12 protein-coding genes and 2 tRNA genes are annotated in these 15,741 nt (G+C 40.6%); 9 read left to right on the top strand and 5 right to left on the bottom strand.

Annotation, left to right across the window (positions count from 1 at the left end; translation table 11 throughout):
• Position 1 precedes the first annotated feature (1 nt).
• Both ftsH and rsfS read right to left on the bottom strand, forming a co-directional pair.
• A complete protein-coding gene (gene ftsH, locus BDI_RS09275; protein ID WP_005854893.1) occupies positions 2-2,056 on the bottom strand; it encodes an ATP-dependent zinc metalloprotease FtsH in 2,055 nt (684 codons plus the stop codon).
• Positions 2,057-2,086: 30 nt separating this feature from the next.
• Positions 2,087-2,446 carry a ribosome silencing factor gene (rsfS, locus tag BDI_RS09270; RefSeq protein WP_005854895.1) on the bottom strand — a complete coding sequence of 120 codons (360 nt, stop codon included), beginning with the start codon at positions 2,444-2,446 and terminating at the stop codon, positions 2,087-2,089.
• Between the two features lie 287 nt (positions 2,447-2,733).
• Between rsfS and BDI_RS09265 the strand changes: the two genes are divergently transcribed.
• Positions 2,734-2,804, top strand: a tRNA-Gln gene (locus BDI_RS09265).
• A gap of 33 nt (positions 2,805-2,837) precedes the next feature.
• A tRNA-Gln gene (locus BDI_RS09260) sits at positions 2,838-2,908 on the top strand.
• 62 nt (positions 2,909-2,970) lie between these two features.
• Here the strand turns inward: BDI_RS09260 and BDI_RS09255 are convergent.
• Genes BDI_RS09255 through dnaG form a run of 3 tightly spaced genes read right to left on the bottom strand, consistent with a single transcriptional unit; the run spans position 2,971 to position 7,287 of the window.
• The gene (locus tag BDI_RS09255; protein WP_005864952.1) at positions 2,971-4,287 is read right to left on the bottom strand and encodes an ABC transporter permease; all 1,317 of its coding nucleotides are present in this window, start codon (positions 4,285-4,287) and stop codon (positions 2,971-2,973) included.
• A complete protein-coding gene (locus tag BDI_RS09250; RefSeq protein WP_008780206.1) occupies positions 4,284-5,156 on the bottom strand; it encodes an ABC transporter ATP-binding protein in 873 nt (290 codons plus the stop codon). The genes BDI_RS09255 and BDI_RS09250 overlap by 4 nt, the downstream gene beginning before the upstream one ends.
• Before the next feature lie 13 nt (positions 5,157-5,169).
• Positions 5,170-7,287 (bottom strand): DNA primase, encoded by a 2,118-nt coding sequence (gene dnaG, locus BDI_RS09245; RefSeq protein WP_011966614.1) that lies wholly within the window; start codon positions 7,285-7,287, stop codon positions 5,170-5,172.
• A 346-nt stretch (positions 7,288-7,633) separates the two neighbouring features.
• Between dnaG and BDI_RS09240 the strand changes: the two genes are divergently transcribed.
• The 7 genes from BDI_RS09240 to BDI_RS09210 all read left to right on the top strand — a co-directional run bounded on the left by BDI_RS09240 (position 7,634) and on the right by BDI_RS09210 (position 15,739).
• Positions 7,634-8,170, top strand: a complete 537-nt coding sequence (locus BDI_RS09240) for a UpxY family transcription antiterminator (protein ID WP_011966613.1) — start codon at positions 7,634-7,636, stop codon at positions 8,168-8,170.
• 244 nt (positions 8,171-8,414) lie between these two features.
• Positions 8,415-9,944 carry a lipopolysaccharide biosynthesis protein gene (locus BDI_RS09235; RefSeq protein ID WP_011966612.1) on the top strand — a complete coding sequence of 510 codons (1,530 nt, stop codon included), beginning with the start codon at positions 8,415-8,417 and terminating at the stop codon, positions 9,942-9,944.
• A gap of 54 nt (positions 9,945-9,998) precedes the next feature.
• Positions 9,999-11,033 (top strand): polysaccharide pyruvyl transferase family protein, encoded by a 1,035-nt coding sequence (locus tag BDI_RS09230; protein WP_049762309.1) that lies wholly within the window; start codon positions 9,999-10,001, stop codon positions 11,031-11,033.
• Entirely contained in the window at positions 11,023-11,952 is a 930-nt protein-coding gene (locus BDI_RS09225; protein WP_011966610.1) for a glycosyltransferase family 2 protein, read from the top strand. Before BDI_RS09230 ends, BDI_RS09225 begins: the two co-directional genes overlap by 11 nt.
• Positions 11,949-13,229: a hypothetical protein gene (locus tag BDI_RS09220; protein WP_011966609.1), complete on the top strand. Its 1,281-nt coding sequence runs from the start codon at positions 11,949-11,951 to the stop codon at positions 13,227-13,229. Before BDI_RS09225 ends, BDI_RS09220 begins: the two co-directional genes overlap by 4 nt.
• A 6-nt stretch (positions 13,230-13,235) precedes the next feature.
• Positions 13,236-14,348 (top strand): glycosyltransferase family 4 protein, encoded by a 1,113-nt coding sequence (locus tag BDI_RS09215; RefSeq protein ID WP_011966608.1) that lies wholly within the window; start codon positions 13,236-13,238, stop codon positions 14,346-14,348.
• A 20-nt stretch (positions 14,349-14,368) separates the two neighbouring features.
• Positions 14,369-15,739: a bifunctional cytidylyltransferase/SDR family oxidoreductase gene (locus BDI_RS09210; protein WP_011966607.1), complete on the top strand. Its 1,371-nt coding sequence runs from the start codon at positions 14,369-14,371 to the stop codon at positions 15,737-15,739.
• Positions 15,740-15,741: the final 2 nt, after the last annotated feature.

Here is a 15,741-nt window from a genome sequence, read left to right as displayed (position 1 = left end):
GTCAAGCTATTTTCCCTGTCTTGTTTTCTTCGGTAGGAGTATCGGTTACGTTTTCCGTTGTTGCGTCCGCTTCCGCCTCCTTATCCGCATTCTCCTTGTTCTTTCCGTTAGCCTTTTCCTGCAACTCCAGAATCTCTTGGGAACGGGAGATCCAGGCTCGTTTCCCGAAGATATGCTCTACATCTTCCGAGTAGATTACCTCACGATCCAATAATACCTGCGCAAGTTTACTATGTCCTTCCTTATTCTCGGATAATATCCGTTTTGCCCTGTCGTATTGCTCATTGATGATCTTCTGTACTTCCGTATCGATCAATTTCGCAGTCTCCTCACTATAAGGCTTGGTGAATCCCCAATCCTGTCCGGTGGAGTCGTAATAGTTCAAGTTTGGAAGTTTATCGCTCATACCGAAGTAAACGACCATCGCATATGCTTGTTTCGTGACACGTTCCAAATCGTTGGATGCGCCTGTGGATATTTTTCCCAAGACTAATTCCTCTGCGGCACGTCCTCCTAAAGTAGCGCACATCTCGTCCTGCAATTGCTCGCGGGTGGTGATCTGTCTCTCTTCCGGCAAGTACCATGCCGCACCTAATGCCTTACCACGGGGAACGATTGTCACCTTAACCAGCGGATTGGCATGTTCCAACAACCAACTTAACGTAGCGTGACCGGCCTCATGGTTCGCGATACATTTACGTTCTTCCTCTGTCGTGATCTTCGAACGTTTTTCAAGACCACCGACAATACGGTCTACCGCATTCATGAAGTCTTCTTTCTGTACGAATTTCTTTCCGTTACGGGCGGCGATCAAAGCAGCCTCATTACAAACATTAGCGATATCAGCACCCGAGAAGCCCGGAGTCTGCCTTGCTAGGAACTCAGCATCTACGCTTTCATCTATCTTGATCGGACGCAAATGCACCCCGAATATCTCTTTACGTTCATTCAAATCCGGTAATTCAACATGGATTTGTCGGTCAAAACGTCCGGCACGCAACAACGCTTTATCCAGAATGTCCGCACGGTTTGTAGCGGCTAAGATAATAACACCACTGTTAGAGCCGAAACCATCCATTTCGGTCAACAACTGGTTCAACGTGTTCTCACGCTCATCGTTGCTATTCATATTCGCGTTCTTCCCACGGGCACGACCTACCGCATCGATCTCATCAATAAAGACGATGCAAGGAGATTTTTCCTTCGCTTGGCGGAATAAGTCACGCACACGGGAGGCGCCTACACCGACAAACATCTCCACGAAATCAGAACCAGACAAGGAGAAAAACGGCACATTAGCCTCTCCGGCAACAGCCTTCGCCAATAATGTCTTACCGGTTCCCGGAGGGCCTACCAATAATGCACCTTTGGGTATCTTACCTCCTAATTCGGTATATTTTTCCGGATTCTTTAAGAAAGAGACGATCTCCTCTACCTCTTGTTTCGCTTCCGCCAATCCGGCGACATCCTTGAATGTCACCTTACGGTCATTATCTTTATCAAAAAGCTGAGCTTTTGCCTTACCAACGCTGAACACGCCACCCGGACCTGCGCCGGTACCACCGGACATACGTCTCATCAAGAACATCCATACACCGATCAATAAGATAATTGGGCCGAATGAAACCAAGAAATTCCAGATAGCGTCATCGCCTTCCTCGAACCGGACTTGTGTATCGATATGACTATCGGCTACCGCTTTGTCATAGAAATCGGAAAACTTGTCGGCCGACGGGATCTTTACGTATACTTTCGGAGAAACCCCGATTTTAGAAACGTCCATATTCCCAAAGACCTGTTCAGTCTTTCCATTTTTCACTGTAGCCTCCACCAAGTTCTTCTTGTTGTAGACTGTCATTTTGTCGAATACGTTTTCCTGCGCTAGTTTCTGGAACTCTGTCCAGCCTAGCTCTTTCGTTCCCGAAGAATCATTTGTCATGTATAGGGCAACAAGCATGATGAAGATCAACCCGTACATCCAATACAAATTAAAGCGGAACATCTTAGGTTTCCCGCTCTTCGGTGTTTTATTAAACATGTCGTTTTTATTTTCCATAAGAGATTATCATCAAATATTTAGACCGGCTTAATCAATGTTAGGTACTTGTATAACCTTCGAGTCTGCCCAAAGGTTCTCCAAGTTATAAAATGCACGTTGTTCCGGCAAGAATATATGTACAAGAACCGTGCCATAATCCATGCCGATCCATTGAGCGCCCTGTGTACCGTCAATAGACAAAGGCTTCTCATTTGCATTCTTGCGTGCGAAATCCCATACGGAATCGGATAAAGCAGAAACTTGGGTAGGAGTGTTTCCCTCACAAATAACCATATATTGACAAATGGCACCAGAAGTCTGGCTTAAATCTACTGTTACAATATTTTTGCCTCTTTTTTCTTGAAGGCCTTCAACAATCGTTTTTACTAATTCTTTTGTTTGATCCATTTATTTCTATTGATATAATTTTCCAAGTCGCAAATATACTTCTTAATTCGTTACATACGTCTTTTTCTTTCATTAATATATGTGTAATACCTTGTTTGAGACTATCTCCTCGATCGTTATAAGCTTTTAAAAAAACACGTACGTCTTTTTGAGAAAACATGTACGTGTTTTATCCGAAAGACGTACGTGTTTTTTCTGGACATTTTTTTCGAAGGTTTATTTGCAAATTTTGAAAAAGTATATACCTTTGCACTCGCTAACAAGAGAGTTGGTGATTTGTTAAATATTGTTCTATGGTGTAATGGTAGCACAACAGATTCTGGTCCTGTTTGTCCTGGTTCGAATCCAGGTAGAACAACGTTTAAAGTTTACTTGACAATTTTGTAGAGATTGTTCTATGGTGTAATGGTAGCACAACAGATTCTGGTCCTGTTTGTCCTGGTTCGAATCCAGGTAGAACAACATAAAAAAGCCTCGTTATTCGATAAGAGTAGCGAGGCTTTTTTGTTGTAGTTATCATGTTTTTATTTGTAACGAAGCCATTTGGACATCTCCTTTATACTAGGTTTCTTACCATACATGAGAATGCCTACACGGTATATTTTGGCGGAAAACCAAGTAAAACCGATGGATGATATATACAAAAATCCAATGGAAAGTAGTATTTCCCACAAAGGCACCTCGAATGGCACCCGGACCATCATGACGATCGGAGAAGTGAAGGGGATCATGGAGCACCAGAAAGCTAATGGTCCGTCAGGGTTTTCCATGCTATAGATCCCCGCATAGAGGGCGAAAACCAAAAGAAGCGTGACTGGTAGCATGAATTGTTGCGTGTCTTCTTGGCCGTCTACAGCTGATCCGATAGCGGCGAATAAAGAAGAATATAATAAGTAGCCGCCTATGAAATAAGCGATAAACAAGATGCCTATCTCGGTGAAGTTAATCGTATGAAGCATCTCTATCCATTCATTTGCCGGCTGCTGGGCTGCGATAACCGTCATGTTAGGGGTTGTGTTAAGTGCCATGCTTGATTGCAAGATCTCGCTTTCCATACCTCCTCCCAAAAAGAAAGTTCCCCCGGTGATGAGAATAAAGGTCATAACCGCCCAAAGGAATACTTGCGTAAGCCCGACAAAACCGATTCCTATAATTTTACCCATCATTAAGTCGAAAGGTTTGACGGACGAGATCATAATCTCGATGATCCGGTTCGTCTTTTCTTCCATAACCCCTTGCATGACCATTCCTCCATAGATTAGGATGAACATATAGATAAGCATGGTGAAAATTACTCCGGTTATGGATGCCACTACGGACGAGGATTGCTTTTCGCTTCCGTCATCCCCCCATTTGATCGTTTGTATGTTGAAATCTACTTTACTTTCTTTTATGATCTCTTGTAGATTGGGGATATTGAATGTTGCCAGTTTGTCACTCTCTATCTGCTTCTTTAATGTCATATTGACGAGTCGGCTCAAATCCGCCGGGATTTGTTTCTTGGAATAGAGGGTTGCGTTTTTCGGATTTTTCTGCAAGTCGTCGGAGATGTTGAGAAATGCGAATATCTCCTTTTCCGACATTTGCCTGTACTTATCCATATCTTTGTCGCCGTTGATAAAACGATAGCTTTCCGTATCCTCGAACAACGGGGCGTATTTGCCGGTGGCGTCGAGTATGGCGACTGTATGAACCTCATCTCCCTTGATGGAAGAGAGCCATAGGGGGACGAACGCAAGTGCAGCGAATAGAAACGGTGTGAGGAACGTGAGCAGGATAAATGACTTTTTACTTACTCTCCGGAGATATTCCCGTTTGATGATTAATCCAATTTTGCTCATACCTTTGATGTGTTTGTACCGGAAACGGTGTTGATAAAAATGTCATTCATAGAAGGGATCTCCTCCGTGAAGGAAAGAATCTCATATTGGGACGCCAGCCGGGTAAGCCAATCGGAGTTACTGATATTTTCTTCCTTGCGTATCCTTAACTCCTCAATACCTCCAGTCTCCTTGCGTACATTTAATATATAGGTATTACTCTTAAACCGTTCCCGTACCTCCTTGACATTGCCGGACAGGACGACCTCAGAGCGATTGATTAAAGCAATCTCGTCACAAATCTCCTCAACGGAGGACATGTTGTGAGTTGAGAATATAATGGTATGTCCGGCTGCCTTCAATTCCAATATCTCTTGTTTAAGGCGATCGGCGTTGACCGGATCGAATCCGCTAAATGGCTCGTCAAAGATCAATAGCTCGGGTTCGTGTATCACGGTAATGATGAACTGTACTTTCTGCTGCATACCTTTCGACAGCTCTTCCAGTTTGCGATTCCACCAAGGCATGATGTCAAATTTCTCGAACCAACGGGTCAAACGACTGCGTGCCTCTGGGTAGGAGAGACCTTTCAATTGTGCCAGATAGATCGCCTGCTCCCCGACTTTCATCTTTTTATACAACCCTCTCTCTTCCGGCAAATAACCGATCTGGTAGATGTCTTCCGGGCTGGATTCATGGCCGTTGAAGCGAACGATTCCGCTATCCGGTGCCGTAATCCGGTTGATGATCCGGATCAAGGTCGTCTTGCCCGCTCCGTTAGGCCCCAGTAATCCAAAGATTGTTCCTTGAGGAACTTGGATACTTACCTTGTTCAGCGCCAGATGCCCGGCGTACTGTTTTACCACGTTTTCTGTCTCAAGGAAATTCATAGATGTTTTTTTATTACATTTTTAATACGATACGCTCACCCAGCTCTTTGCAGAGCACGTTCTTGATCTCGTTGAGGTGGGCATTCTGTTTCATTAAATCAAAGATCAGCTCCATGTCTCCCTTGTTTTGAGCCTCTTTGATTTTCGCTTGGATATCCTTTATCTTATAGAGGATATAGGCATCTTTCATAGAATAGATTTCCCGGGGTACCAAGTAATCCAATTTATCTTCTTCTTGCTCCAGTTCCCTGAACTTCGTATGATATTTACTAAGCTGGTACTTATCGCTGATAAGGTTGGCGGCAAGCCGGCTGATGTTCGGGTCCGGATGGGCAAGGAAATAACGAGTGGCCATAAAACCCTCGTTCTGGCAATGCTCGGCAGCCTCGTCCAACATTTGCTTGAAGGTCGGCGTATAAAACGTAAGGTCATCACGTTCCAGATCGAAACGGATATAATCGGCGACCCGCATGATAACATGCTCGTTGGTCTCCTCATCTACGTAGTCATAGAGGACACGTTCGCCGTATCGTACGATATAGCGTAAAAGAGCCAATTCGTAAGCCTCGAAAGGAGAGCGTTTCGGTTGGACCTGTATGTTGGGAGCCGTCGGAACCTCGTATGGAGGAGTAGGGGGCGGACCCGCTTCCTCTTCCGGAATATAGTCCTCGGGCGGTGGAGGCGGAATATTTTCCGGAGGAAGGGTATTCGCCTCTTCCGGTGTATACGGTTGGTAGCCGGGGAAATCCGGATACTCCGGAATCGTATTGACGGGAGATTGAACGGGCGGTGTATTCCTTACGGATTTAGCCGCTTGGTTCTCTTCCTTGTTGAGACGGATCTTATTGACCTCGTTGAGTAAGACTTGCTCGTCTATCTCCATGGTCGTACTACATTCCCGGATATACACGGAGCGAGCGATATTATCAGGTATGATCGCTACCGTACGGATAATATCCGAGATCAGGGCGGAACGTTTGATCGGATCGCCCCCCGCTTCCGCCAATAGTAACTTTGTCTTGAAACGGATGAAATCCGTCTCGTTCTGGCTGATAAACTCTGCGAACTCGCTCGCGCTATGGCTACGGGCAAACGAGTCCGGATCTTCTCCCGCCGGAAGAAGCACGACCTTGACGTTCATCCCTTCTTCCAATAACATATCGATACCCCGGAGGGCCGCTTTGATTCCGGCGGCGTCTCCATCGTATAATACCGTGATATTATTCGTGAAACGATGTATGAGCCGGATTTGCCCTTGCGTGAGCGCCGTACCCGAGGAGGCAACCACGTTTTCTACGCCCACTTGGTGCATACCGATCACGTCCATATATCCTTCCACCAAGAAACAGCGATCCTGTTTCATGATTGCTTGCTTGGCGAAATAGATGCCGTAAAGCTCGTTACTCTTATGATAAATCTCGCTTTCGGGAGAGTTTACGTACTTCGCGGTCTTCTCGTCCTTTTTCAATACACGTCCGCCGAATGCCACGACCTTTCCGCTTAGCGTATGGACGGGAAAGATGACACGTCCCCGAAAACGATCGTTCACGTTTCCATTATCATAAGCGATAACTAAACCGGTTTTCTCGAGGAATTCCTTTTTATAACCTGCTTTTATAGCGGTTTTGTATAAAGCATCCCGCTGGTCCAAGCTATACCCGAGCTGGAATTTACGGATGATATCTTCCCTCAATCCTCGCTCGGCAAAGTAACGCATACCTACGCTTTTCCCTTCAACATGCTCATGTAATAAAGTAGAGAAGTATTGTCCCGCCCAACTATTGACGATAAGCATACTTTCCCGGTCGCTACGGATTTGTTTCTCTTTCTCGGTAAGTTCCCGTTCCTGTATCTCTATATTGTATTTTTTCGCCAGAAAGCGTAAAGCGTCGAAATAGCTGAGTTGCTCATGCTTCATGATGAAGTGAACGGCGGTTCCACCTTCTCCGCAAGCGAAACACTTACAGATATTCTTTGAGGGGGATACGTAAAAAGACGGTGATTTGTCCGAATGAAATGGGCATAATCCTACATAGTTGATCCCTCGTTTCCGAAGAGTCACGAATTCAGAGACAACATCCACGATGTTCGCCGCGTCCAATATCCGGTCTATGGTAGGTTGATCGATCATTTTAAATTACTCCTTTTTTAGCGAACACAAATGTAGTGAAAAATAACCAAACACAAACAAGGCTTGATGTTTGCTTGTGTTTGGTTATTTTTTGCTATATTTGCGGCGTGAAACGAATGCTATTCGCCAAGTAGCCTATTTGCCAAAATAGCTCAAAGGCTATAAAAATGCCTTCTCGGTATTAAATATAGGGTCTTTTGAGCGTAAAACAAGTTGGCTTCGATGGCAACAAAAGGTCTTGAAAAGAGAGTATACGCTTTCTAACTTACAAGAGTCTATTGTATAACTGATTGGATATTAAGAAAATACACATCCTTTCAGGATTAGAAGAATTATCCCTTATCCAATGGAATATCCTTTAACAGACGATTGGTTCGTATTGCGAGACTTGACCCGTCCCAATGCTAAACGCCCGGCCTATAGGTTGCTAGAGGAAAAGGGTATTGAGATTTTCACTCCTATGCGTTGGCGGTTGGTCGAGAGGAAGGGTAAGCGGATTCGTGAGGAGGTTCCTCTTCTGCACGATTTACTTTTTGCCCATACTACCCGTACCTGTATGGATCCAATCGTAGAAGAGATCAGTACCCTCCAATATCGTTATTTGCGTGGTGGCTACCGTAAGCCGATGACGGTAGGCCATGCGGAGATGAACCGTTTTATCTGTGCTGTCCATTCCGATGATTCCCCACGTTATTTCTTGGTGGAAGAATTAACTCCTGCGATGTACGGTCGCATGATCCGCATCGAGGGTGGTCCACTGGATGGCTACGAGGGTCGTTTACTCTCTATACGAGGGACCCGTGTGAAACGTTTGATCGTAGAGATACCAGGTCTGTTGGTTGCTGCTGTAGAGGTCGATCCTAAATATATTCGGTTACTATAACATATATCTACCTATCTGTCTCTTGAGGATATATACTACATGTGCATCCGGATATATACTGTATATTCCCTTGAATATATACTGCGTGACCGAAGTCAGTGCTAACGCTTTTTATGTGGTTCGTTTTGATGGCTATCCAAGCAGTATGAAGGCTGTGTGCAAATCAAGAAAGTTGTACGCTTGAGAATTTGAAGAGTGTTACAGTTGCTCTAAATTTGAAGGATACCAATTCTCAATAAGATATATGCATTCAATATCCGAGAATAATAAGCGGATAGCGAAGAACACGCTGTTCCTCTATGTACGTATGCTCTTGATCATGGGGGTGACGCTATACACCAGCCGAGTTGTATTACAGATGCTGGGGGTAGAGGACTACGGGATTTATAACGTGGTGGGAGGAATAGTTGTACTCTTTACGTTTGTCAATAACGCCATGGTCACCTCCACGCAACGGTTCTTGAATTATGAGTTGGGACGTGGGGATTTGGTGACAACCCAACACGTGTTCTCTGCCAGTGTCACGATCCATCTAGGAATAGCGTTGCTGACGTTCGTACTTGCGGAGACTGCTGGGTTGTGGTTTTTGGAACGCTACATCCAATATCCTGCGGATAGGGGATGGGCGGTGACACTTACATATCAATTTACGATATTGGGCACTTGTGTTAATATCATGCGTGCTCCTTATAACGCAGCCATTATCGCACATGAGCGGATGTCATTCTATGCTTATATCAGTGTGATTGAGGCCGTGTTTCGTTTGTTGATTGTGTATTTGTTGACTTGGACCGCATGGGATCGTTTGATCTTTTATGGGTTCTTGATGTTTGTCGTACTGGCTTTGGTGTTGGCTTGTTATTATTTGTATTGCAGGCGATCGTTTGCAGTATGTCATTATCATTTCTTTTGGGATAAAGGGTTGTTCTGCGAGTTGCTAGGTTTCTCTGGCTGGAGTCTGTTTGGAGGAATAGCCAATATGGGAGCCTCGCAAGGATTGAACATCTTGTTGAATCTTTTTTTCGGCGTGACGGTGAACGCTGCTATGGGTATCGCCAATCAGGTACAAACGGCGGTCTATAGTTTTGTGAGTAATTTCCAGACAGCATTCAATCCTCAGATCGTGAAATCCTATGTGTCAGGCGATCGTTGTTATTTCATCGACTTGATCATGCGTACCTCGAAATACTCTTATTTCCTGTTGTTCGCTATCTCTTTGCCTCTGTATATCTGTTGTGAGGAAGTGTTGTCGCTGTGGTTGGGGGAGGTACCTGCGCATACGGTGTCGTTTTGTCGCTTGATGATATTGCTCTCTTTGCTGGACGCTTTGCAAGGTCCACTTTGGGTATCGGTACAGGCCACGGGAAAGATCCGTGATTATCAGATACTGATGAGTGTGATGATCCTGGCCAACCTGCCAGTCAGTTATTTGTTTTTGAGGATAGGGTATGTACCAGAGGTGGTACTGGAGATTCGTTGTATTTTGAGTATTTTGATACTTTGGGTGCGCTTGTGGTATTTGAAGCGGCTTTATGCTTTTTCTATTAAAAGATATTTGCGAGAGGTGTTAGGGAGAGTGATCGTGGTGACTGCGTTTGTCTTCCCTATTGTTTATTTACCATTGGAAATGATTGGTGATGAAGAGAAAATTATTTTTTTAGGAATACTCTCGTTGGTATTGAATTTTTTAGTTATGTATTGTTTCGGTTTAGATAGAAGAGAACGGGAAATTTTGATTGTTCAACTTAGGAAAATTTGTGGGATATATAAGTGATAGAGGAAAAATTGTAGTCGTTATGAAAAATGTTTATCTGTAATAGATATTGAAATGATTGATTATAAATGGCTTAAATATAAAATAATGGATTTTCAGGAAAAGATAGAAGAATTAAGGAAGATAATAAAAGATAATATAGAACCTTTAATAACATCAGATTATGTACATTTAGATAATCCTTATCATGGTAATATAGGAGATATATTGATATGGGAAGGTGAAAGGCAGTTTTTATCTTCTATAAAATATAAGTGTTTGCAGTCTTCGTCAAATTCATGGTGTGAAAATTACCTCCACCCCGAAACCGTTATACTGTTTAATGGTGGAGGTAATTTTGGTGATTTGTATAGGGAGTGTCAAGATTTCCGTTTGAGAGTAATAGAACAGTTCCCAAATAATCGGATCATAATGTTTCCTCAGTCTATTTGGTATGAGGATGAATCTTTAATAGCGAAAGATGCGGCAGTCATGGCTCGTCATAATGATTTGACATTGTGTGCGCGTGATAAATGGAGTTATAACTTTTTGAAAGAGCATTTTGGAAAGAATAAGATTTTGTTAGTTCCAGATATGGCTTTTTATATATCTGATGAATATTTGAATAAATACAGAGAATGTGTTTTTTGGGGGCAAAAACTTTATCTGAGGCGTATTGATAAGGAAATGGATTTTTCTACCATATTGGATGATTTGAGAGGTTTTGATATACGTGACTGGCCCTCATTAGAAAGAAGACCAATTTGCTTATTGATTTTGAGGATAATGAAAAGAGCTGCTTATTACTTGCAAAAAATAACTTGTTTAACTGTTTTGCAAAGATTTGTTAACCGTCTGGCTGATGAATATGCTATCCGTATTGTTCGTCCTTATCTTCTAAAGAGAGGTTGTGATTTTATTTCCCCTTACTCGGAAGTAATAACGACTCGTTTGCATGGGTTAATTTTATCTATTTTATTTCATAAGCCAGTTTATTATATAAATAATACGACAGGCAAATTATCAGCTTATGTGGATACATGGCATTTGCAGGATATTTTAGAAGTATCTCCTTATGTGGATAAAATATTAGAAAAGCATGTTGATTAGTGTAGTATTGCCGGCTTATAATGTTCAAGATACGATAGGGGAATCTATCGATAGTATTTTAAGCCAAACATTTACGGACTTTGAGTTGATCATTATCAATGACGGATCGCAGGATAATACAGAAGAGGTGATTCATGCTTATTCGGATAAGAGAATTCGTTATTATCGGAATGAAAAAAATGAGGGTTTGATCTATACATTGAATAGAGGATTGGACTTGGCTCAAGGGAAATATATAGCACGGATGGATGCTGATGATGTTTCTCTTCCAACACGTTTTGAAAAGCAAGTCAAGGTGATGGAGGAAAGTCCAAATATCGTAGTTTGTGGAACGCAAATCATTCTTTTTGGAGTAGATACGGCTAAGAGATTCACTCTGTTTTTGCCAGAAGAATCGGAAGATCTGAAAAATCTATTGTTTATTCAGACTTGTTTTGCTCATCCAACGGTAATGGTTCGTCGGCAAGTGCTCATTGATAACGAGGTGAGGTATGATGCTGATTATCCTCATGCGGAGGATTATAAGATGTGGATTGATTTATCTTTGTTGGGTGAGTTTTATAATATACAGGAACCGTTGTTGAGATATAGATTGTCGGATGGGCAAGTAAGTCATAAATTTAGTGATGTCCAGAAACGGACTGCATCTGCTTGTCGTAGGTTTTTAATTTCTGCACGGTTTAAGGATGAAAAGTTGGATCGTCAAATCGAAAATAGTATAGATATAAGTACAATTTGTTATATAAAAAAGAAAGAGTACCCACGAGAATTATTGGAAGTACTTTATTCCTCTTTAAGAAAGTATAACTTTAAATGTTTGTGTTATTTGTTTGTTAGTGGTGATATTTTTCGATTTGAAATTGTTGTTGCATTGGCTTTATTAAAGAGATTTATTATAAAGAAAGATAGACTATTATGAATGTGTCTAATAGAGGGTATCTATATTTTGTTCGTTTGTCAGGAAAAATAATTCTGCTATTTTGTGTGTTTTCTTATGTGTATCAAATACATTATAAGATCTTTCCTGTGACCTTTTCTGTTATATTAGGGCTTTTTGGTATTTTATATAATTTCTTTATAAATAGAGGTGTTTTTAAAATCAAATGGTGTAATTTTTATGTTTTTTGTGGGTTTTATTTGGTTATTATATCTTTGATTATTTCTGCTGTTGTAAATGGTACTAATGATTATACTTTTTTGCAATTTGGAATTGTGAATCTTTTAAATGTGTATTCATTTTATACGATATCGATTCTTTTTAAAATTCTATATAAAGATATAAGTTTTGAATTGATTGTGAAATATTATATTGCTTCAGCGTTGCTTCAATTGATTATTTCATTAGTTATGTTTTTAGATGTGGATAAAATGGTGTGTTTTACTGATTTATTGAAGTATACGTCTTTGGCTGAAACTAAATTGATTGAAGAGATGGGAGCTAGATTGATAGGGTTTGGTACTCAATTTTTTCAATCAGGTATAATACATGGAATGATTTTGTTGTTGTTAGTATTTTATGCTGATAAAAAAAAGTGTATGTTATATGAAAAAGTATTCTTGTGCTTTGTTTTTTGTTTGATATCTATTGTTGGTATGATGATGGCAAGAACAACTTTAGTGGGTGTTTTAATGGCGATTGCTTTTGTTATATTTAAATCTAATATGTGGAAATTAAAAATCAAAATTAGTTCGATTAAATTGGTTTTGAGTATGTTTGTTGTGTTGTGTGCTTTTTCTTTATTCGTGATGAATTTTTCTTATGAGGTGAAGACTAGTTTGTTGGTAGCCTATGATTTTGGATTTGAATTGATTAATTCATATACTCAGACAGGGCAATTGGAAACGGCTTCGACAAATGCAATGTTTAGAATGTATATATTTCCTTCTTTGTTTAAGACATGGGTGATAGGAGACGGGCTATGGATGGATTCTTTTGGCAGGTTTTATATGCATACAGATATTGGATTTATACGTATGATATTCTATTTTGGAATTGTTGGATTGATTAGTTTTATTGTGTTTCAATCTGTATCTATATTTGCAGTTTATAGAAATAATAAATATCTTGGAAAAATTCCTTTTATTTTAATATTTGTTTATTTTTTTGTTTTGAATTTGAAAGGGTTTACTGATTTGTTTTATCTAATTATTCCGTTTTGTTACTGCTCTAGTTTTACTTTAAAACATAGGTATTAATTCTTTATGTGTAATATTTTGATTGTAACCCATGCTTTTCTTCCAGATTTAGATGGAGGAATCATTGTTGCTTATGATTATGCAAATCTTTTGGTAGACTTGGGTCATAAAGTGACTGTATTATCGAAGGAATATAAGAATCCAATCCAAAGTACTAAATTTACATATATTCAAATACCCAATAAATATGGTGAGTATTTTTGGATGTATAATTATGGTACGTTCTTGAAAAATATGGATTTGGATGGTTTTGATCTTATCTTGTTGAATCAGTGTCCTTCGGCTGCTATAGCAGGAAAATATTTCTCAAAAGAACAATTGAGTAGAACTGTACCTATCATACAAGGTGTGGAGGTTGAATGGGTTTATAGAAATGTAGACCTGAAGAGTAATCTTTTCTATAACGTGTTTTTGAGGATGAAACATTATCATAGGAAGTGTTTGATGAGTTGTAGAAAGATTGTCTCGGTCAGTGATTTTCATAGACAAAAAGTAATCTCTGCCGGAGATTTTCAATCCATATCAAATAAATTTCAGGTAATCTATACAGGAATAGATAAAGAACTATTTAGGGAAATTCCTTCCGATTTTAGGAAGCAAATAGTCGCTTTTGATAAAGATATATTGCTTACGGTTAGTAGGATAGAAAAGATGAAAGGTCTTGCGGAGATGTTATCTGTTTATAAGCGTTTGATAGAAAAAAATGACCGATATATATGGGTAATTATTGGTGATGGCCCTTATTTGCAATCGTTGAAGGAAGAGGTTAAAAGAGAAGGGTTAGATACATCTGTTATTTTTTTAGGAAGAAGGAATAGGGATGAGTTGAGTTATTATTATTCTGCGGCTGATTGTTTTTGGTTACTGTCTAATTATGATGAATGTCTTCCTTTGGTTTATTTAGAGGCTCAAGCTTGTGGTATTCCTGCGATCGGACGTAAGAAAGGGGGGACGCAAGAAACGATCCGGAATCGTAGAACTGGTTTTCTTGTTAAGTCTGATGAGGAGTGCCTTGAGATTCTTTTAAATAGAGAATATAGGTATATTGAGAAAGATGCGCTTCGTGATTTTTCTGCTTCTTTTGATAAAATACAAGCGACTCAAAGTTTAATATCTTAAAGATTCATATTCTATACATCATGAGAAATATAGCTGTGGTTTTGGCCGGTGGTTTCGGTCAACGTTTAGGAGATGCGACACCTAAACAGTTCTTGAAGTTAGCGGGGAAAAAAGTGATTGAACATACGATAGATGTTTTCCAAAATCATCCGTTAATAGATGAGATCGTTGTGGTTTCTAATCCTAATTATGTGCAGGAGGTAGAGAATATCTTGGTGAAGAATGAATATTCCAAGATGAAGAAAATCCTCAAGGGAGGAAAGGAACGTTACCATTCAAGTTTAGCGGCGATTAATGCTTATGAGGAAGAGGTGAATATGATTTTCCACGATGCGGTTCGCCCATTGGTCAATGATCGTATTATATCTGATTGTATCAATGCCTTGAAAACGTATAATGCGGTGGATGTCGCAATCAAGACGACTGATACGATCATTCAAATTGATGCGGCGGACCATATTACCGGAATACCTGCTAGGGAGTATTTGCGTAACGGACAGACTCCGCAAGCTTTTAAGCGTTCTACGATAAAACGAGCTTATGAATTGGCTTTAAAGGATGTTAGTTTTCAAACGACAGATGATTGTGGGGTTGTCTACAAGTATCTTCCGGAAGAATTCGTGTATGTAGTCAAGGGTGAACAGTTTAATATGAAATTGACTTACAAAGAAGATCTGTTTTTATTGGATAAATTGTTTCAGCTAAAATCAATCGCTCAACAGAATGAAACGGTAACTCCTAAGACTATAGCCGCTTTGCCTTCATCGGTTATCGTTGTTTTTGGCGGAAGCTATGGGATTGGGCTTGATATTATCCATATTTGTCGCCAGTACGGGGCGCATATCTATTCTTTCAGCCGTTCAGAGAATGGAGTGGATGTCTCCGATCCTGCTCTAGTGGCTGATGCTTTGAGAACTGTCATGGATAAGGAAGGACGTATAGATGCGGTTGTCAATACGGCTGGAGTCTTGAATCGGGAGCCATTGGCTACAATGACATATGAGGAGATTTGTAAAAGTATTCATGTGAATTATCTTGGAGCTGTTATTGTAGCAAGGGAATCTTATCCGTATTTAAAAATGAGCAAAGGGGCGTTGCTGCTGTTTACTTCCAGTTCTTATACGAGGGGGCGTCAATTATATAGCTTGTATTCATCTTCTAAAGCCGCTATCGTGAATTTTGTACAAGCGTTGAGTGAAGAGTGGCAGGATAGTGGTATTCGTATCAATTGTATTAATCCGGAACGGACTAAGACCCCTATGCGGGAGAGAAATTTTGGCATAGAACCGGAGGATACCTTGTTGAAATCAAGTGTTGTTGCGTCTGTGTCGGTGAATACTATATTTTCTTCCCTGACCGGAGAAGTGGTGGATGTTAAAAAAAGACCGTAAAG

The organism is Parabacteroides distasonis ATCC 8503 (assembly GCF_000012845.1).
GTDB lineage: Bacteria > Bacteroidota > Bacteroidia > Bacteroidales > Tannerellaceae > Parabacteroides > Parabacteroides distasonis.
This window is presented reverse-complemented; position numbering and strand designations above follow the sequence as displayed.

Bases quoted from the DNA above. Each gene is read 5' to 3' on its own strand.
- BDI_RS09255 (WP_005864952.1), bottom strand. From the start codon at position 4,287: ATGAGCAAAATTGGATTAATCATCAAACGGGAATATCTCCGGAGAGTA.
- BDI_RS09250 (WP_008780206.1), bottom strand. From the start codon at position 5,156: ATGAATTTCCTTGAGACAGAAAACGTGGTAAAACAGTACGCCGGGCAT.
- BDI_RS09230 (WP_049762309.1), top strand. From the start codon at position 9,999: ATGATTGATTATAAATGGCTTAAATATAAAATAATGGATTTTCAGGAA.
- BDI_RS09235 (WP_011966612.1), top strand. From the start codon at position 8,415: ATGCATTCAATATCCGAGAATAATAAGCGGATAGCGAAGAACACGCTG.
- dnaG (WP_011966614.1), bottom strand. From the start codon at position 7,287: ATGATCGATCAACCTACCATAGACCGGATATTGGACGCGGCGAACATC.
- rsfS (WP_005854895.1), bottom strand. From the start codon at position 2,446: ATGGATCAAACAAAAGAATTAGTAAAAACGATTGTTGAAGGCCTTCAA.
- BDI_RS09220 (WP_011966609.1), top strand. From the start codon at position 11,949: ATGAATGTGTCTAATAGAGGGTATCTATATTTTGTTCGTTTGTCAGGA.
- BDI_RS09240 (WP_011966613.1), top strand. From the start codon at position 7,634: ATGGAATATCCTTTAACAGACGATTGGTTCGTATTGCGAGACTTGACC.
- BDI_RS09215 (WP_011966608.1), top strand. From the start codon at position 13,236: ATGTGTAATATTTTGATTGTAACCCATGCTTTTCTTCCAGATTTAGAT.
- ftsH (WP_005854893.1), bottom strand. From the start codon at position 2,056: ATGGAAAATAAAAACGACATGTTTAATAAAACACCGAAGAGCGGGAAA.
- BDI_RS09210 (WP_011966607.1), top strand. From the start codon at position 14,369: ATGAGAAATATAGCTGTGGTTTTGGCCGGTGGTTTCGGTCAACGTTTA.
- BDI_RS09225 (WP_011966610.1), top strand. From the start codon at position 11,023: ATGTTGATTAGTGTAGTATTGCCGGCTTATAATGTTCAAGATACGATA.